At 61.5% G+C, this 16,943-nt stretch carries 16 protein-coding genes, 1 pseudogene and 1 riboswitch; of the genes and pseudogenes, 7 read left to right on the top strand and 10 right to left on the bottom strand.

Annotation, left to right across the window (positions count from 1 at the left end):
- The first annotated feature begins 61 nt into the window (after window positions 1–61).
- Entirely contained in the window at window positions 62–1,120 is a 1,059-nt protein-coding gene (locus AB4Z52_RS16215; protein WP_442218951.1) for a LacI family DNA-binding transcriptional regulator, read from the top strand.
- Here AB4Z52_RS16215 and AB4Z52_RS16210 read toward each other — a convergent pair.
- The 6 genes from AB4Z52_RS16210 to AB4Z52_RS16185 all read right to left on the bottom strand — a co-directional run bounded on the left by AB4Z52_RS16210 (window position 1,117) and on the right by AB4Z52_RS16185 (window position 5,915).
- Entirely contained in the window at window positions 1,117–1,503 is a 387-nt protein-coding gene (locus tag AB4Z52_RS16210) for an ester cyclase (protein ID WP_442218950.1), read from the bottom strand. The genes AB4Z52_RS16215 and AB4Z52_RS16210 overlap by 4 nt on opposite strands.
- 24 nt (window positions 1,504–1,527) lie before the next feature.
- A complete protein-coding gene (locus tag AB4Z52_RS16205) occupies window positions 1,528–1,827 on the bottom strand; it encodes a hypothetical protein (RefSeq protein WP_442218949.1) in 300 nt (99 codons plus the stop codon).
- A gap of 96 nt (window positions 1,828–1,923) precedes the next feature.
- On the bottom strand, window positions 1,924–3,378 hold the full coding sequence (locus AB4Z52_RS16200) for an FAD-binding oxidoreductase (protein WP_442218948.1): 1,455 nt from the start codon (window positions 3,376–3,378) through the stop codon (window positions 1,924–1,926).
- Between the two features lie 18 nt (window positions 3,379–3,396).
- Window positions 3,397–4,371: an L-threonylcarbamoyladenylate synthase gene (locus AB4Z52_RS16195; RefSeq protein ID WP_442218947.1), complete on the bottom strand. Its 975-nt coding sequence runs from the start codon at window positions 4,369–4,371 to the stop codon at window positions 3,397–3,399.
- Window positions 4,372–4,508: 137 nt separating this feature from the next.
- Window positions 4,509–5,210 carry an alpha/beta fold hydrolase gene (locus AB4Z52_RS16190; RefSeq protein ID WP_442218946.1) on the bottom strand — a complete coding sequence of 234 codons (702 nt, stop codon included), beginning with the start codon at window positions 5,208–5,210 and terminating at the stop codon, window positions 4,509–4,511.
- A 90-nt stretch (window positions 5,211–5,300) separates the two neighbouring features.
- The gene (locus AB4Z52_RS16185) at window positions 5,301–5,915 is read right to left on the bottom strand and encodes a DUF6656 family protein (protein WP_442218945.1); all 615 of its coding nucleotides are present in this window, start codon (window positions 5,913–5,915) and stop codon (window positions 5,301–5,303) included.
- A gap of 322 nt (window positions 5,916–6,237) precedes the next feature.
- A riboswitch (cobalamin riboswitch) is annotated at window positions 6,238–6,436 on the top strand.
- Window positions 6,437–6,547: 111 nt separating this feature from the next.
- Here AB4Z52_RS16185 and AB4Z52_RS16180 point away from each other — a divergent pair.
- Window positions 6,548–7,792, top strand: coding sequence for an aromatic ring-hydroxylating oxygenase subunit alpha (locus AB4Z52_RS16180; protein WP_442218944.1), 1,245 nt, complete (start codon window positions 6,548–6,550; stop codon window positions 7,790–7,792).
- Window positions 7,793–7,794: 2 nt separating this feature from the next.
- Window positions 7,795–8,880 (top strand): 2Fe-2S iron-sulfur cluster-binding protein, encoded by a 1,086-nt coding sequence (locus AB4Z52_RS16175; protein ID WP_442219029.1) that lies wholly within the window; start codon window positions 7,795–7,797, stop codon window positions 8,878–8,880.
- Between the two features lie 29 nt (window positions 8,881–8,909).
- Here the strand turns inward: AB4Z52_RS16175 and AB4Z52_RS16170 are convergent, their stop codons facing one another.
- Window positions 8,910–9,854 (bottom strand): glycoside hydrolase family 25 protein, encoded by a 945-nt coding sequence (locus AB4Z52_RS16170; RefSeq protein ID WP_442219028.1) that lies wholly within the window; start codon window positions 9,852–9,854, stop codon window positions 8,910–8,912.
- A 154-nt stretch (window positions 9,855–10,008) separates the two neighbouring features.
- Here AB4Z52_RS16170 and AB4Z52_RS16165 point away from each other — a divergent pair, with 154 nt between their 5' ends.
- Window positions 10,009–10,491, top strand: a complete 483-nt coding sequence (locus tag AB4Z52_RS16165; protein ID WP_442218943.1) for a BA14K family protein — start codon at window positions 10,009–10,011, stop codon at window positions 10,489–10,491.
- A gap of 60 nt (window positions 10,492–10,551) precedes the next feature.
- Here AB4Z52_RS16165 and AB4Z52_RS16160 read toward each other — a convergent pair whose 3' ends face one another.
- A complete protein-coding gene (locus tag AB4Z52_RS16160) occupies window positions 10,552–11,550 on the bottom strand; it encodes a transporter (protein ID WP_442218942.1) in 999 nt (332 codons plus the stop codon).
- Window positions 11,551–11,778: 228 nt separating this feature from the next.
- On the opposite strand from AB4Z52_RS16160, the gene AB4Z52_RS16155 reads away from it, so the two are divergent.
- The 3 genes and pseudogenes from AB4Z52_RS16155 to AB4Z52_RS16145 form a co-directional block, all read left to right on the top strand.
- Window positions 11,779–13,560 carry an acyl-CoA dehydrogenase gene (locus AB4Z52_RS16155; RefSeq protein WP_442218941.1) on the top strand — a complete coding sequence of 594 codons (1,782 nt, stop codon included), beginning with the start codon at window positions 11,779–11,781 and terminating at the stop codon, window positions 13,558–13,560.
- Window positions 13,561–13,580: 20 nt separating this feature from the next.
- On the top strand, window positions 13,581–14,336 hold the full coding sequence (locus AB4Z52_RS16150) for a crotonase/enoyl-CoA hydratase family protein (RefSeq protein WP_442218940.1): 756 nt from the start codon (window positions 13,581–13,583) through the stop codon (window positions 14,334–14,336).
- 38 nt (window positions 14,337–14,374) lie between these two features.
- Window positions 14,375–14,779, top strand: a pseudogene (locus AB4Z52_RS16145) (methyl-accepting chemotaxis protein); the annotation flags it as partial.
- 63 nt (window positions 14,780–14,842) lie between these two features.
- Here AB4Z52_RS16145 and AB4Z52_RS16140 read toward each other — a convergent pair.
- Together AB4Z52_RS16140 and AB4Z52_RS16135 are read right to left on the bottom strand one after the other, a co-directional pair.
- Window positions 14,843–16,093: a class I SAM-dependent RNA methyltransferase gene (locus AB4Z52_RS16140; RefSeq protein ID WP_442218939.1), complete on the bottom strand. Its 1,251-nt coding sequence runs from the start codon at window positions 16,091–16,093 to the stop codon at window positions 14,843–14,845.
- Entirely contained in the window at window positions 16,090–16,842 is a 753-nt protein-coding gene (locus AB4Z52_RS16135) for a TlyA family RNA methyltransferase (protein WP_442218938.1), read from the bottom strand. Before AB4Z52_RS16135 ends, AB4Z52_RS16140 begins: the two co-directional genes overlap by 4 nt.
- Window positions 16,843–16,943 lie beyond the last annotated feature (101 nt).

Genomic DNA, 16,943 nt, shown 5'->3' with positions numbered 1-16,943 from the left:
ATTTTGAATCGATACAAGAGCCTGCTAGTTTGTTCGTCGAAACCTATGCGGGGAAGTGAATTTGACGCCGGGACACGTAAAGCTAGCTGATGTCGCCAAGGCCGCGGGGGTCTCGCAAGGTACGGCGTCGAACGTGTTCAGCCGACCCGAGATCGTGCGGGACGAAGTGCGCGAACGCGTCCTCGGGGTAGCAAGGAGACTTGGCTACAACGGGCCCGATATCAAGGGACGTCTCTTAAGGGCAGGGCGCGTCAACGCGATCGGAGTGGCGGCGGTTGAGCCCCTGTCCTATTTCTTCGACGATCCATGGGCGCGATCGTTGATGACGGCGATCGGCGCGGTTTGTGATGCCTCGGGCACAGGTGTCGCCCTTGTGTCGGCCAACAACGAACAGAGGCTCGCCTGGAATATCAACAGCGCACTTGTCGACGGCTTCATTCTTTTATGTGTCGACGGCGGGGAAAAGCTGGTGGACCTCACGCGCCGGCGCCAGTTGCCCTTCGTTGCGTTGGCCTTGGGAGCACCTGAGATGTCCGTCCCGGTCATCGGCATCGATAACATCAACGGCGCCGCTGCTGCGGCACGCCACTTGGCGCAGATGGGACACCGTCGCTTCGCTGCGTTGACGACTGGCCATTCCAGTGGTCCAGTCCGAGCGATTGCGCCGGATGAAATTTACACCTTGTTGGGATCGACCCCGCGCGACCGGATGCTTGGATACTGGCAGGCGTTGACGGAGTTCGGCGTTGGACGTGACGACGTGCCGACACATACAACGCGCAACGACCAGCAGAGCGTCACTGCTGGTCTTGAAGAGATCTTCGCATCGCCCAGTCCGCCGACGGCAATTCTGGCGATGTCCGATCGCATCGCTCTCTTTACGATCCAATGGCTAACGGAGCGAGGGCTCACGGTGCCCGGACATGTGTCGGTCATCGGCTTCGATGGCATACCCGAGGCGGCGATGTTCCAGCCGGGATTGACGACGATGGCACAGCCGCTGAACGACATGGCCCGTCGCGCCGTCGGCGCAATTCTCGATGATAGTTTGCCGAAGGAGCGGGAGACGCTCGATGCCACGTTGATCGTCCGTGGGACCACGGCACCACCACGACCCTAAAGCTGGGCCTCGATCGCCGGCTTGTCTATGACCGACCACACCTTGGCGATCTTGTCCCGCCGAAATTCGTAAAATACGTTTTCGGTAAAGGAAACGCGCTTGCCGTTGACGTCGAGGTCGAGGAATTTCGCCCGAGGCGTACAGTCGAAGCCGAGGCGGCTCGCTATGTAGGGCGGATCGGAAATCAGCAGCTGTATATCGAAATAGAGGTCCGGGATTTCCAGAAAATCTTTCTCCAGCATCTGGCGATAGCCCGACAGCCCGAGCCGCCGGCCATTATGGGCGACCTCTGCATCGACGAACTGTCCGAGCTCCGGCCAATCCTGCTTGTTCAGGCAGGAGATATAGTCGCGGTAGAGGTCGGAAAGCTCAGTCTTGATCACGGCAACTGTCCCTTTCGAATTCGCTCAAATCGTCTCGAGGATCTCGTCGTGAGCCGAGCCTTCGATGAAGCAGTGGCTGGCCTGTCCCAGCATTTGTTGGAACTCCGTGTCGCCGTTGATCTTCTGGTGCTCGCGTTCATAGCTCTGCAGGTCGGCGTGCTGCGAATACCAGAATATTCTCGTCGGATTCCCGGCAAGCGGCCGGCTGATCGTGATCTTTATATCGTGCTTGTCCTCGATCAGCTTCGTTGCTTTTTTGACGAAAGCAAAGGCATCCGGGACTTTTCCGGACGCTATTGCCGCGCTGCGTAACCACGTGATCATCTTGGAGTTCCTTCCCTGTTGGCGAGTGCCGTCGGAACTACCCTAGGTGATCCTGCTGTCAGATTGTGTCAGTAGCGATAGACGCCGCCGGTCTAACTAAACCACCACGACCTTGCCCGGGTTCATGATGCCGGCCGGATCGAACGACCGCTTGATGCGACGCATCAGGTCGATCTCTATCCCGGGGCGGATCGCGGCAAGTTCGTCGCGCTTCAATTGGCCGATGCCATGTTCGGCGGAGATCGAGCCGTTGTGCTTCAACACCAGCCCGTGGACGATCTTGTTCATTTCTCGCCAGCGGCCGATGAAGGCGGCCTTGTCGGCGCCGAGCGGCTGGGAGATGTTGTAGTGGATGTTGCCGTCGCCCATGTGGCCGAAAGCGCAGATGCGGGCGCCAGGCATCGCTGCCATCACGGCCTCTTCCGCCTCATGCATGAACTCGGGGATTTGCGACACCGGTACCGAGACGTCGTGCTTGATCGACCCGCCCTCCGGCTTCTGTGCGTCCGACATGCTCTCGCGCATGTGCCAGAGCGCCTTCTGCTGAGCCTCGGAGCTGGCAATCGTCGCGTCCTGCACGAGCCCTTCCTCGAAAGCCTGCTCCATCAGCGTCGTCATCATCCGCTCGGCGGTCTCGGCCGAATCCGAGGTGGAAATGTCGATGAGGACATACCAGCGGTGCGCCGAGGCAAGCGGGTCGCGCACGCCGGGGATGTTGCGGGCCGTGAACTCGACGCCGATGCGCGGCATCAGCTCGAAGCCGGTCAGTGCGCCGCCGCAGAGGCCCGAGGCATGTTTGAACAGCGTCAGCGCATCCTCCACCGACGCGATCCCGGCAAACGCCACCTGGTGGCCGAGCGGCTGGGGGAAGAGCTTGAGGACGGCCCCGGTGATGACCCCGAGCGTCCCCTCGGCACCGATGAAGAGATCGCGCAGGTCGTAGCCGGTATTGTCCTTTTTCAGCCGCCGCAGCCCATTCCAGATCTCGCCGGTCGGCAATACGACTTCGAGACCGAGGCAGAGCTGGCGCATGTTGCCATAGGCAAGGACCGCGGTGCCGCCGGCATTGGTTGAAAGGTTGCCGCCGATCCGGCAGGAGCCCTCGGAGCCGAGCGACAGCGGAAACAGCCGCCCGTGATCCTCCGCGGCCTTCTGGACATCGGCAAGGATGCAGCCGCCATCGACGACAACGATATTGGCGACCGGATCGATGTCGCGGATGCGGTTCATCCGCTCCAGCGAGAGGATGATGTCGGAGCCGCCCTCGCGCGGCGTCTGGCCGCCGACAAGGCCGGTATTCCCCGTCTGCGGCACGATCGCCGTTCCGGTCTCGGTCGCAAGCTTCAGAATGGCCGAGACTTCCTCGACCGATCCCGGCTTCAGCACCATCGGCGACGCGCCATGATAAAGCCCGCGGTTCTCGACGAGACGCGGCGCGATGTCAGACGGGTCGCGCAGGACATGCGCCTCGCCGACGATGGAGGCGAAGCGGTCAAGGAGGGCGGGAGAAGCGGGGGCAGGGGTAACAGATGATGCTGCGGAATTGCTCATGGCCGGTCCTTGCTTTGTCTATTCGCGGGGGGCTGCGGCGCGGCGCAGTCGGTCGTTGATCGCCTCGCCAAGGCCCTCGTCGGGAATGGCGGAAAAGGCGATTGTCGAAGCGCCGCTCGCATCGGCGCGCTTCATGAAATCGAAGAGGTTGGCGGCGGCTTCGGAAAGATCGCCCGAAGCGCTGAGATCGAGCACGATGGTCGCATTCTTCTCGCCGACAATGTCAGCGGCACCGAAGCGAATGAGCGCCTCGCCAAAGGAGACGTCGCGCGCATCGAGGCGAACCGCAGCGCCAGGCGCATAGTGCGAGGCAAGCATGCCTGGTGCCTCGATCGCCGGCGTCGCCCCCTCCTTGCGCACGAGCGCCTGCCCGGCGACACGCTCGATATCCTCGGCCGCAAGCCCACCCGGCCGCAGCAGCCTGATCTCGCCGTCCTCGATCTTGACGATGGTCGATTCGACGCCGACGGCTGAGGAACCGGCCTCTAGGATCAGTTCGATCATGGTTCCGAGATCGGCCTCGACATGGTCGGCGCTGGTGGCGCTGATCTTGCCCGAGGTGTTGGCGCTGGGGGCGGCAAGCGGCCGTCCGAAGGCGCGGATCAGCTCTCCGGCAAAGCCCATGGGCACCCGGATCCCGACGCTGTTGAGCCCTGCGGTCGCCAGCGGATGGATGGTGCTTTCAGCCTTCAAGGGCAGCACCAAAGTCAGCGGCCCCGGCCAGAACGCTTCCGCCAGCCGGCGCGACACCGGATCGAAAACCGCGTGGCGCTCCGCCATGGCAAGATCGGACATGTGGCAGATGAGCGGATTGAATTGCGGCCGGCCCTTGGTCTCGTAGATGCGGGCGATGGCCTTGGGGTTGGTCGCATCCGCGGCCAGCCCATAGACTGTCTCCGTCGGCACCGCGACCGGCAACCCCCGCGCAAGAAGGATGGTCGCTTCGCGGATGCCGCGTTCGGGATCGCTCAAAATGTCGATATGTCGTGCCATGGCCTGACCGGTTTCAGTTCAGGCTGTCATTATGCCTTTCGGGCAGGCGGATCAATGCGGTTCTCTCTCGCGGGCTTATCGTCTGTTCAAACGAGAAACGGGATATTGAGTACACATGATGGCATCGGATTGTCTCGCTAGCCTCGAAGGAAATTGACGAGAGCTTGGGCAACGAGTTCCGGTTGTTCAAGCGGACTGAGATGACCGGACCCGGGCAGAATGAGCAGGCTGGACTTCTCGATGCTGTTCGAGATTTCCTCGGCGAGCGCTGCAGGTGTCACCTGGTCATCCTCACCGACGATCACCAAGGTTGGACATTTGATGCTTCCAAGAGTGGCGCGGGAGTCGGGGCGGTGTATCGATGCATTCAAATGGGCGACAAAGGCGTCGGCGCCGCATTCCGCTGCCATGTTGAGATAAGCTCTTCGGAGCGCCGCGTCCTCGCGCCTGGTCCGGTGCACGATCTGAGCGAATTGATCTTCCACACTCTGAAGAAATAGTCCGCGCTCTGCCATTGCCATACGCTTTCGGCGGCGCTCGATTTGTTCCTCGGTGTCAGCGCGGGCCGATGTGCCCAGGAGCGCAAGGCGTGCGACCCTATCCGGTGTTCTGCGCATGATCTCAAAGGCGATGTAGCCGCCAAGCGAAAAGCCAACTACGGCAAACTGCGTCGGTGCCACAGCCAGGATTTCGCTCGCAATTGTCTCGATGGAATCGCCGCGCCGATGGTCTGCGATGAGCACAGGCCCGAGGCTTGATAGCTGCGCCATCTGTCCGGCAAAGAGCCGCACTGTGCAATTCAATCCGGGGATCAACAGAATTGGCGCGCGATCACTCATTGGGTGCCCCTTGTGGATGCACGCAACGGTAGCTCGTCTTTCGGATGTTGTCTTGTCGGTCCGGAATAGAATTACGCACCATCGACGCCACTAAAGCTGGCGGATGATGTCGCGGAGTTGTTCGTTGCGGGCGCCGAGCAGGAGGACGTTGCGGATTGCCACCTGCGGGTCGTGGGTCTGGAACAACACGCCGTTGCCGCGAACGTTGCGGTTGATCGTCAGCTTCTTGTCCTTGGCCTCTGCATCTGCGGTGACGGCGACGGCGAAATACATCCGTGATGCCCTGCCGTCGATCTCCTCGAAGAAGCTGTCATTTTCGCCGATCTTCGCAAAGAAGTTGGCGATGTAGAATGCCCAGCTGACGGTTTCGTATTTGGCGAATTGCGTTCGCGCCGCGGTGACGTGGCAATAGCCGAGATGCGGGCTTTCGGCAAGCGTTCGGTGGAAGATCAGCTTTGGAAATTTGATCGAGCGGTGGAAGCTGCTCAGCCGGTCGTGGGTCTTCTCGCCGGCTGCCTGGAGCTTGCGCGCCGTCTTGTCGGCAACCTCGTCATAGGAGAGGTAGCGGCGCTCCTCGGCGAGCCAATTGGCGGTGCTGTTGCGGATGATCCGCCCGGTGCGCAGAAACTCGGTATGGACCGCCGTCGGCCGCGGCGACTCGACGACCTTGCCCGGCCTTGCGTCGTAATATCTAAGCTTTGCCATGCGTCGCGCCCTTGGGCTTGGTGATCGTTGGGGCAAGAATATGAGATCATGCTTAAGCCCCTCTTAAGGCGTCCGGTCAAACCGAGGGGACGCGAAACCACCAAGTTGGCTCGACTATGTCGCAAACGAGATTGGCGATGTGCCAGGTCGTGCTGCGGCACGGTAAAATGGCCACCTCACACGGCTTTATGTCTGCCTTAAATCACTGATGAATATTGACAATGAGCAACGCCCGCAGGTTTATTGCAGTTGCGAGATAGGCTGTCGTCAATTTCGAATTGGATGTCGCATTGTAGCCAAACAGCGATCATCTCAGGTGGTTATATGGGGGTGATCTCGAGGTGCCGCCTGCTAGGGGGTGGAGAATTGGGAAGCCGGTCGAATTCCGGCGCTGCCCCCGCAACGGTGGTGGAGTTGAAGCATGGCAATAAGACCACTGGGTCGCAAGCCTGGGAAGGTGCCGTGCGGTCCTTCGGGACGGCTCCAGAGCCCGGAAACCAGCCATTGGGAACGTGATTTGACCTGAACTGGTCGCGGCGGGCGACCGGAGGCAGCTGGCGATCGGCATTCGGCCGAGGCTCAGCCGTTTCCTCCGGCTCCCAGGACAAACGAATTCGCATGAGGATATGCAGATGGATATTCGCAACAACGTTCTCCGGCAGTTGAAGAACCGCCGCCAGGGTTTCAGCCTGGAACAACCATTTTATATCGATCAGGATTATTTCAAGCTCGATATGGAGATGATCTATTACCGTGATTGGCTGTTCATCGGCCATGATTGCGAAGTGCCGCGCGCCGGCAATTATTTCACCGTCCAGGTAGGCGACTACCCCGTCGTCATCGTCCGCGGCCGCGACAACGTCATCCGCGCCTTCCACAATAGCTGTCGCCATCGCGGCTCCCGCGTCTGCACCTCCGAGCGCGGCTCGTCGGCAAAGCTTGTCTGCCCCTATCACCAGTGGACCTACGAGCTCGACGGCTCGCTGCTCTTTGCCCGGCAGATGGCCGAGGATTTTGACAAGACGCAGTTCAATCTGAAGCCGGTCCATTGTGAAAGCGTCGGCGGCTACATCTTCATTTGCCTGGCCAAGACAGCTCCCGATTTTGCCCCCGTTCGCGACATGATCGCGCCCTATATGCTGCCGCACCGCATGAGCGAGGCGAAGGTCGCCTTCCAGAGCACGATCATCGAGAAGGGCAACTGGAAACTGGTCTGGGAAAACAACCGCGAATGTTACCATTGCGCGGCCAACCACCCCGAGCTTTGCCGGACCTTCTCGGAAGCCCCAACCGTCAGCGGCGTGCAGGGTGCCATGAGCGATCCCGTCATCCAGGAGCACTGGCAGCGTTGCGAGGCGGCCGGCCTGCCGAGCACGTTCCAGCTCTCGACCGATGGCCAGTATCGCGCCGCCCGCATGCCCTTGATCGAGGGCGCCGAAAGCTACACCATGTCGGGAAAGAATGCGGTGAAGCGGCCGCTGTCGGATGACGTGACCGTCAATGGAATCGGCACTATGCTGCTTTTCCACTACCCCACGACCTGGAACCATCTTCTCGGCGACCATGCGATCTCGTTTCGCGTGCTGCCGCTCAACGCGGAGGAAACCGCGGTCACGACCAAGTGGCTGGTCCACAAGGATGCGATCGAAGGCGTCGACTACAATCTCGAGGAACTGACCCACGTCTGGACCGAAACCAATGATCAAGACCGCCGCATCGTCGAGGAAAATGCCTTCGGCATTCATTCCCCAGCCTATGAGCCCGGCCCCTATTCGGAGCTCCACGAAGGCGGCGTCATGCAGTTCGTCGAATGGTACTCAAACTTCATGGTCAACCGGCTGCAGGGCGAGCAGTCCAAGCTCTCGGCGGTGGCATGAACATGAACATGACGGTCTCGCAGCGACACCAGCACCTCGATCAGATGCAGCCCTGGAGCGACAGGCAGCATCTGCTTGAATGCCTGTCGGTGACGCCGGAGTCGCCCGACGTGATGACCTTCACGTTCCGCTCCGATAGAGAGAACTGGTTCCGCTACCTGCCGGGCCAGTTCGTCACCCTGGAGCTTCCGGTCGACCCCGAGCCAGTCATGCGCACCTATACGCTGTCCTCGACGCCATCGCGGCCCTTCTCGGTCGCGGTGACGGTCAAGGCGCAGAAGGACAGCATCGGCACGCGCTGGATGTTTGAGAACCTCAAGCCCGGCATGCGGATCCGCGCCTTCGGCCCGCTTGGCGATTTCACCCACGTCCGTCATCCCGGAGAGAAGTACCTGTTCATCTCGGCAGGCTCCGGCATCACGCCGATGATGTCGATGACCCGTTATATGAGCGATATCGCGCCGCTTGCCGACATTACCTTCGTCAACTGTTCGCGTGGCCCTTCGGAGATCGTCTTCCGATCCGAGCTCGAATATCTCGCCCGCTTCATGCCCAATCTGAACCTCGGCTTCATCGTTGAGCAGTGCGGCCGCACGGAGCTGTGGTCAGGCCTCAAGGGGCGCATCGACAAGGCGAAGATCGCGCTGCTCGCCCCTGATTTCCTTGACCGCACAGTGTTTTGCTGCGGCCCTGACGTGTTCATGGATTTCGTTCGCTCGACGCTCGAGGCCAGCGGCTTCGACATGGCTCGATATCACCAGGAAAGCTTCCGGCCAGCCTCGGCCGAACTGGTCCCCGAGCCTTCGCCGAATGAGGATGGAGAGGTCGCAACCTCGATCCGGTTCACCATGGCCGGCAAGGACGTTGCCTGTTCGCCCGGACAGACGATCCTTCAGGCTGCCCGAGGCTCCGCCGTGCGGATCGGCGCCGCCTGCGAATCCGGCCTCTGCGGTACCTGCAAGGTCATGAAATTGTCGGGGGAGGTCGAGATGAACCACAATGGCGGCATCCTCGACGACGAGATCGACGAAGGTTACATCCTCGCCTGTTGCTCCCGCCCGAAGACGGACGTCGAGATCGAGGCTTGACGGCATAACCCGCAGCGGCCGCCCTCGGATTAGAAATCCTGGTAGTTCAACGCGGTAACCTCCGCCTTCGGCGGCGTCGGGGGGAGTGCCTGAGGTGCTGACGCGATCAACGACGGGGCTTCCAGGCGCGGCGGCAACAGGTCGCCCTGGGGCCAGATTTTCGCAAGTTGCGCCTTGGTCACGGGCGCGAGGTTCACGTCGATATCCGTCAGCGTCCCTTGGACGCGGTAAGGGCAGCGGCGGAGCGAACAGTTGTCGGCGGAGGAAAACTGCCACATCGCAAAGCTTGACCAGTTGCCCATCGGGAAGATGCCGTCGACGTCGGGTTTGTACCGCGCATACCAGAGCGGCAGCCGCGACAGCACGGGATAGGCACTGCTGTGATCGCCGATGAATTTAGCGACATTGTTGTTGGCGTAGAGGATCGGATAGCGCCCCGTCCTCTCCTTGATGTGGCCGACAAAGATCTGTGCGTCGTCGAGCGACATGAATTGCGTGGAATCCATGCCGTCGATGTCGAGGACCATTAGCTCGTCGGCTTGCGGGTCGGCATAGTCGAGGAAGTGGTTTGCCTGGTCGATCGGATTTCCTGGCCGGCCGAGATGATAGGCACCCCATAACAGGCCGTTTGCCTTGGCGACCATCCGACGGGTGCGGAAAAGCTCGCGGCTGACGGCATATTTGCGCCACATCGTCTTGCAGTGGGCGACACTGTCGCCGGCATGGTCGCCTGTGCAGGTGAAGCTCTCCGGAAGGCCGTCGGAGGCCTTGGAGATGAAGGCGGCAATACGCTTGTCCTTGACGAGCAGATCCCAGTCGATCGTGTTGAGCTCGTAGGCATCGACGATCAGGGCATATTCGGGATCGTTCCATGGTTCCCGTTCGCCGGCCGAAGCCTCGGAGGCCTGTCCGACGAAGGCCAGAACAGCCAGGAAAGTACAAATCAGCGTGAGAGCAAACCGATATCCCTTCATGGGACGATAGTAAGCATCTATGGTTAATCTCACGTTAAGCTTGCGCGTGCCGTGAATTGATGGTCAGTTTTGGGCGCCGGACCGTAACGGAACCTTTGTTGAACGCAGAGCGTTATTTCTGTGAAGAAAAATGCCCCAGTCTATGGAGACGGAAATGTTCAAGTTGAGTACCAGAGTTGCAACTCTCGCCATTTCAGCGGCAGTTGCCTTGACGAGTTTCAGCCCATCCTTTGCGATGCAGATGCCTGCTGTGCCGCTCGCAGCCCAGTCTCCAGCGGCTCCTGCCGATGTGCAGCAGGTTCAGTGGCGCCACGGATATTATGGCGGTGGCCCCTATTATCGGCGCGGCTATTACGGAGGAGGATACTACAACGGCTATCGAGGATATGGTGGCTATCGCTATGGCTACCGCCGCTACAATGACGGTTATTGGTATCCCTTGGCAGCCTTCGGTGCCGGCGCGCTCATCGGCGGCGCGATCGCCAGCCAGCCGCGCTATTATGCAGCGCCGTCCAATGGCATCAATCCGCAGCACTACGAGTGGTGTGCCAGCCGATATCGCTCCTATCGCGCCTTCGACAATAGTTTCCAGCCCAACCGCGGCCCGCGCCAGCAGTGCCTGTCGCCCTATTATTGAGGCTTGAACGAGTTGGAATGAGTCGCCGCCCGGTTACCTCCCGGGCGGTTTCATTTTTGACTAGACGATATCCGCACGCTTCAGCAGCCACCAGGCGACAAGGATCGATGCGACGATGATCGCGACTGCATAGCCTGTGCCGTTGGAACCTGCCGAAAAGGGCAGGCTCGAGGTGTTCATGCCGAAAAAGCCGGTGACCAAAGTTGGCGGCAGGACGAGCGCCGTCATGATCGACAGGATGTAGAGGTGGCGATTGATTTCGGAGGAGAGCTTGGAATCGATCTCTTCATGCAGCAGGCGCGCCCTGTCCTGCAGTTCATAGACATCGTGAGAAACCGTCTCCAGCCGGCCCATCAGTCTCCCTGCCATCTCATCGAAGCCGAGCGGCATCTCCTCGTCATCGGAGGCCGACGCCCGTCGCATCAGCGACAGCACGGTGCGAAGATGCCGGTGGACGCCAACGATGGTGCGGCGCACGGGCGCCAGCCGCCGCCGTTCGTCGCGTGGCGCATTGTCGTAGACATAGTCCTCGATAAGGTTGAGCTCCTCCGTCATCTCGATGACGAGTGAGATCAACGTCCGCTGGAACTCGATGACCAGCGCCTCGAAAACATCGAGCGGACGAAGCAGTTTCGCGGCATTCTTCTCCATCGCCATACGCGCACGCTCGACGCTTCGAAGCGGCTGCAGCCGGCTGGTGACGATGAAGCGGTCGGTGATCGCGAAATGCAGCCAGCCGAGATCGTGGGTGTCCTGATCGAATTCGCGTTGAAAATCGACCAGAGTGCCATAGACCATCTGCTCGTCGACGGTAACGGTTGCATGCGTGTCATGCGTGGTGAGCGCCGTACGTGCATCCTCGTTCAGGCCGTTGAGTTCCTCGAGAAACGTGCCGACGCGGGCATCCACCAGATTGAGGTGCAGCCAGAGGAAGCCATCCCCGGACAATAGCGCCGAGCGATCCGTATTCTCCGGCAGGCGCTGCGGCGTCGCTGACCCGGGACGGAAGCGATAGGCCCATACGAAGCCTGGGATGGTCGGGTTGGATATCTGGTGCATGATCCCATCGCGCATCGTAAAGGTCTTGCCTTAGTCATTGTTGATGACAGTTTTGTTGCATGGGCTTTCCAATCTTCACTGCAGCGTCGAAAGGTTGCATCATGCGGCAGTCCACCGTAGGCAAAGGCTCCCAGAATTGACGTTTACGTCAAAATCAATTAGCCACTACCGGATCGAGGAGGACGGTCCGGTGAGGCGGGCCGGACGAATGCTGCAGGAGGCGGAGGCATGTACAAGGCGCCGGTGGAAGAGATCCTGTTCACGCTGAGCCACATTGCCGGCATGAGCCGAGCGATTGCGGACGGGCTGATGGGTGACCTTGACGGGGATATGGTCGAGGCGATCCTCTCGGAAGCCGGCCGCTTTGCCGCCAACGAAGTCGCTCCACTCGCCGAGATCGGCGATCGTCAGGGCGCGCGCCTGGTCGATGGCGTGGTGCAACTGCCGGATGGCTGGCCCGGCCTGTATCGCGACTGGATCGCCGGTGGCTGGAATGGCTTGACTGCAAGCGAGGATTTCGGCGGCCAGGGCCTGCCGCACATGCTGAACGTCGCCGCGCTCGAAATGTGGAATTCCGGCTCGATGGCGTTCGCGCTTGCCCCGACGCTGACCATGGGTGCCGTCGAGGCGCTCTACGTGCACGGCAGCGACGATCTCAAGCGCCGATATCTCGCCCGGATGATATCAGGCGAATGGACCGGCACGATGAACCTGACGGAGCCGCATGCGGGCTCCGATGTCGGCGCCCTGAAATCACGCGCCGAGCGCCGCGACGACGGCAGCTACCGCATCTTCGGCCAGAAGATCTTCATCACCTGGGGGGAGCATAATGCCAGCGACAACATCATCCATCTCGTCCTCGCTCGCCTGCCGGATGCACCGGCCGGCACGCGCGGCATATCGCTGTTTCTTGTGCCGAAATTCCTCGTCGGCCCGGACGGCGCGCTCGGGGACCGCAACGACCTCTTCTGCCATTCGCTGGAGCACAAGCTCGGCATCCACGGCTCGCCCACCTGCACGATGATCTACGGCGACGGGCGGTTCGGCGCGGAGAAAGGGGCCGTTGGCTGGCTGGTCGGCGAGGAAAACAGGGGCCTCGCCTGCATGTTCACGATGATGAACAATGCGCGCCTGGCGGTCGGGATGCAGGGTGTTGCCATCTGTGAGGCCGCGACCCAGAAGGCTATCGAATATGCCTGGCAGCGCACGCAGGGCAGGGCGCCCGCGACGACCGCGTCGGGCATGAGCCCGATCATCGAGCATCCGGATGTTCTGCGCATGCTGTTGACCATGAAGGCGCTGACGCAAGGATCGCGGGCCATAGCCTATGCCTGTGCCCATGCGATCGACATGTCCAAACGTGCCGCCGCAGCCGATACCGAGCATTGGCGCAACCGCGCGGCGCTGTTGACGCCGATTGCAAAATCCTTCGCCACCGATTGCGGCGTCGACGTCGCCTCTCTGGGCGTCCAGGTCCATGGCGGCATGGGGTTCATCGAGGAGACTGGCGCCGCCCGCCTGCTGCGCGATGCCCGCATCGCCCCGATCTATGAGGGCACCAACGGCATCCAGGCGATTGATCTCGTCACTCGCAAACTGCCGCTTTTGTCAGGCGATCATGTCAGAAGCTTCCTCGGCGAACTCAACGGCCTTGCCGAGGACGTCGGCCGGTCCCCTGTCGCAGGCTTCGGCGAAACCGCAAAGCGGCTCAAAGCGTCCATCGCCGATCTGGAGGCGGCGTCGGAATGGCTGCTTTCCGAGCAGGCAGGCTCGAGGACGTCTAACGCGCTTGCCGGTGCAACACCGTATCAGCGGCTGTTCGGACTGGTCCTGACCGGTTATTATCTCGCAAAGGGCGGCCTTGTCGATGGCTCAGACGGAGGTCAAGGGAAGCGCATCGCTCTCTGCCGGTTTGCGGCGGAGAACCTGCTGGCCGAAACCGCGGCCCTGAAGGATTGCGTTATCAACGGTGCCACAAGCCTTGAGGCTGCCCGGATCGCATTGCCTTGAGCGGCTCAAACGAGGAAGAGATGACCGACCACATCCTGATCGAAAATCCCGAAGCAATGCCGCATGTACAGGTCATCCGCTTCAACAGGCCGGAAAAGAAGAACGCCATCACGCGCGCCATGTATGTGCGCATGACGGAGGCCTTGCAGGCGGCCGACCAGAACCCCCTAATCCACGTGACCGCCTTTCTCGGCACCGAAGGCTGCTTTTCTGCGGGCAACGATATGGCCGATTTCCTCGCCTTCGCAATGGGTGGCGCCATGGGGACCGAAGCGCTCGATTTCCTCAACGCTCTCGCCAGCGCCACCAAGCCGCTGGTATCGGGCGTCGATGGGCTGGCGATCGGCATCGGCACGACCATCCACATGCATTGCGACCTGACGATCGCTTCCGACAGATCCGTCTTCAAGACGCCGTTCGTCGATCTTGCACTTGTCCCAGAAGCAGCGTCCAGCCTGATTGCTCCGCGCGTGATGGGCCATCAGCGCGCCTTTGCGCTCTTGGCTGCAGGCGAAGCCTTTTCCGCCGCGGAGGCGAAGGAGAGCGGTTTGATATGGCGCGTGACGGCGCCGGAAGCCGTCAAAGCGGAAACCCTCCTGGCCGCTACCAAGCTCGCCGCAAAACCGCCCGAGGCCTTGAAGATCGCCCGCGACCTCATTCGCGGCTCAAGTCACGATATCCTCTCGCGCATCTATGAGGAAACCGGCCATTTCGAAGCGCAGCTACGCAGCGCCGAAGCCCGCGCCGCCTTCGATGCATTCGTGAAGCGGAAGTGAGATAAAAGTCATACTATTTTCGAAAGCCGTGCTTGAGGGCACGGCAAGTTCGCGAGCTTGCCCAGCGCTCCGCCAAGGCAGCCAAGGAAATCGAGGCCTTGATCTCGACCTCGAACAGCCAGGTTCGCAGCCGCGTAGCCCTCGCCGGCGACACCGGCAAGGCGCTGGAGGCAATCGTCACGCAGGTTCAGGAAATCAGCAGCCATGTCGGCGCCATCGTCACCGCCACGCGTGAACAATCGACCGGTCTCGACGAGATCAACAAGGCGGTCGACGCGATGGATCAGGGCACGCAGCAAAATGCTGCCATGGTCGAAGAACAGACGGCCGCCAGCCACGGTCTTGCCGGCGAAGCGGTAAAGCTGATGCAGTTGCTCGGACAGTTCAACATCGCCGCGAACCGCCAGCCAGCGTCGGTCTCCCGGCGCCGTCGCGCGGCATAAACGGATCAGTCGTTTCAATTCGCAAGATGCCCGCGCCAATCGCCGACATCTAGCGAGCGGGCGCTACTTCTCGAGCGCCACGACCACCTCGACATGCGACGTCCAGAGGAACTGGTCGATCGGCGTGACACGGGTGATGCGGTAGCCACCCTCGACGAGGATTGCGAGATCGCGTGCCAGCGTCAGCGGGTTGCACGAGACTGCGACGATCTTCTTGACTGCCGAGCGTGCCAGTTCCTTGCTCTGGAATTCGGCGCCGGCCCTTGGCGGGTCGAATACGACGGCGTCGAAGTACTTCAGCTCGGGCGTCATCAGTGGCCGGCGAAAGAGATCGCGCCTTTCGATAGTGACGGGCTTCAGGCCAAGTGCGTTGCGAGCGGCATGGTCGAGGGAAGCGAGCGCCTTCTCGTCGGCTTCGACCGCGGTGACGCGACCGAGGCGGGCAAGCCGCAGCGAGAAGGTGCCGGCGCCGGCAAAAAGATCGGCAATGCGCTTTGCCTTACCGACATGGGCAACCACCAGCTCCGCCATCGCATCCTCGGCCGGCTTGGACGCCTGGGTAAAGGCTCCGGGTGGCGGCGAAACCTGGATGCCGCCGAAATCGATCAGCGGTTTCTGCGTCTCAACGAGAACCTCGCCGTTGAACGACACGCGGGCGACGCTTCGAAGGCTGAGCACGGTTTCGATGACCGCACGCCGCTGCTTGTCGGAAATGGTCTTGATACCCTCGATCGCCAGATCGAGGCCGGCGGCCGTATCGAGCACGCTGACGCGGAAGCTCTCGGCGTTGATCGCGACCGCCTTGGCAACGGCCCTGATCGCCGGCAGCCTGGCGACGATCGCTGCCGACGAGATGGGACATTCCTCGATGGCGACGATGTGATGGCTCTCGGCCTGGCTGAAGCCGATCAGCATGTCCTTCTCGGTGCGTCGCGCCGAAAAGACGACGCGGCGGCGTTCGCCGGGATGGGCCGCGACGATGTCGTCGACCTCGGGCGTCAGGCCCTTGGAACTCAGGGCATCGACCACCAGCTGCCGCTTGAAGGCGCGGTAGGGCAGGTCGGTGAAGTGCTGCAGCGTGCAGCCGCCGCAGGTGCCGTTGACGCCATCCGGTCCGAAATGCCGGCAGGCGGGCTCCTGGCGATCGGGCGAGGGGCTAGCGATCGACATGACCGTGCCCTCGCTCTTGACGCGCGCGATCGACACCGTCTCGCCGGGCAGCGCGAAGGGCACGTAGATCGGCCCGTCGCTGTCATAGGCGATACCGTCGCCCTGGGCGCCGAGCTTGCTGATCGTAACCGTCTGCGCGCTCATGGCTTGCGTCCCGCAAGGAGATATTCTTGGTTGCCGTCGCCGCCGGCGATCGGCGAGGGGATGAGCCCGAGGCTCGTCCACCCCATGTCCTCGGTGAGCCAGCGCTCCAGCTCGGCAGCGACCGCCGGTGCCGTCTCCGGTTCTTTCAGTAGTCCAGCCTTGCTGATCGCCTCGCGCCCGGCTTCGAACTGCGGCTTGACGAGAAGCACCGCGATGGCGCCGACCTCGGCAATCTCCAGCGCCGGCACGAGAGCCAGCTTCAGCGATATGAACGACACGTCGGAGACGATGAAGGTAATCTCGCGATTGTCGATATCATCCGACGTCATATAGCGGGCATTGAGCCCCTCGATATTGGTGACGCGAGCATCGCCCGAGACGCGCGGATGGATCTGGCCGTGGCCGACGTCGACGGCGGTGACATGCGCTGCGCCCCTGAGCAACAGCACCTCGGTAAAGCCGCCCGCCGATGCGCCGACGTCGAGACAGTCGTGGCCGGTCGGATCGAGCTTGAAATGATCGAGTGCCGCGACCAGCTTCAGCGCCGCGCGCGAGACATAGTCCTGCGCGGGGTCGTCGATCGTGACCTCTACGTTGTCCCAGAAAACGAGGCTCGGCTTGATGACGACCTTGCCGTCGACCTTGACGGTACCGCGCTGGATGGCATCGCGCGCCCTCGATCGGCTGGCGACGAGGCCAAGCGAGAGGACGAGCTGATCGAGACGTTGTTGTGTTGGCTGTTCGGACATGGCCTGTCCATGACCGCCAATGCAGGGAGTTGCAAGCTTTTTATGGCGTGGAGCGGGATGAAAGGGGTTTCGAGCGGGAAAGGGATGAGGAGGATGAGATT

Source organism: Rhizobium sp. 2YAF20, assembly GCF_052114685.1.
Lineage (GTDB): Bacteria > Pseudomonadota > Alphaproteobacteria > Rhizobiales > Rhizobiaceae > Rhizobium.
The sequence above is the reverse complement of the archived record's forward strand: the minus strand, read 5'-3'. Positions and strand labels throughout refer to the sequence as shown.

Excerpts from the sequence above, each read along its gene's own strand:
- AB4Z52_RS16205 (WP_442218949.1), bottom strand. The coding sequence starts at position 1,827 with ATGATCACGTGGTTACGCAGCGCGGCAATAGCGTCCGGAAAAGTCCCG.
- AB4Z52_RS16135 (WP_442218938.1), bottom strand. The coding sequence starts at position 16,842 with ATGTCCGAACAGCCAACACAACAACGTCTCGATCAGCTCGTCCTCTCG.
- AB4Z52_RS16180 (WP_442218944.1), top strand. The coding sequence starts at position 6,548 with ATGGATATTCGCAACAACGTTCTCCGGCAGTTGAAGAACCGCCGCCAG.
- AB4Z52_RS16160 (WP_442218942.1), bottom strand. The coding sequence starts at position 11,550 with ATGCACCAGATATCCAACCCGACCATCCCAGGCTTCGTATGGGCCTAT.
- AB4Z52_RS16150 (WP_442218940.1), top strand. The coding sequence starts at position 13,581 with ATGACCGACCACATCCTGATCGAAAATCCCGAAGCAATGCCGCATGTA.
- AB4Z52_RS16170 (WP_442219028.1), bottom strand. The coding sequence starts at position 9,854 with ATGAAGGGATATCGGTTTGCTCTCACGCTGATTTGTACTTTCCTGGCT.
- AB4Z52_RS16140 (WP_442218939.1), bottom strand. The coding sequence starts at position 16,093 with ATGAGCGCGCAGACGGTTACGATCAGCAAGCTCGGCGCCCAGGGCGAC.
- AB4Z52_RS16195 (WP_442218947.1), bottom strand. The coding sequence starts at position 4,371 with ATGGCACGACATATCGACATTTTGAGCGATCCCGAACGCGGCATCCGC.
- AB4Z52_RS16165 (WP_442218943.1), top strand. The coding sequence starts at position 10,009 with ATGTTCAAGTTGAGTACCAGAGTTGCAACTCTCGCCATTTCAGCGGCA.
- AB4Z52_RS16155 (WP_442218941.1), top strand. The coding sequence starts at position 11,779 with ATGTACAAGGCGCCGGTGGAAGAGATCCTGTTCACGCTGAGCCACATT.
- AB4Z52_RS16200 (WP_442218948.1), bottom strand. The coding sequence starts at position 3,378 with ATGAGCAATTCCGCAGCATCATCTGTTACCCCTGCCCCCGCTTCTCCC.
- AB4Z52_RS16190 (WP_442218946.1), bottom strand. The coding sequence starts at position 5,210 with ATGAGTGATCGCGCGCCAATTCTGTTGATCCCCGGATTGAATTGCACA.
- AB4Z52_RS16175 (WP_442219029.1), top strand. The coding sequence starts at position 7,795 with ATGAACATGACGGTCTCGCAGCGACACCAGCACCTCGATCAGATGCAG.
- AB4Z52_RS16185 (WP_442218945.1), bottom strand. The coding sequence starts at position 5,915 with ATGGCAAAGCTTAGATATTACGACGCAAGGCCGGGCAAGGTCGTCGAG.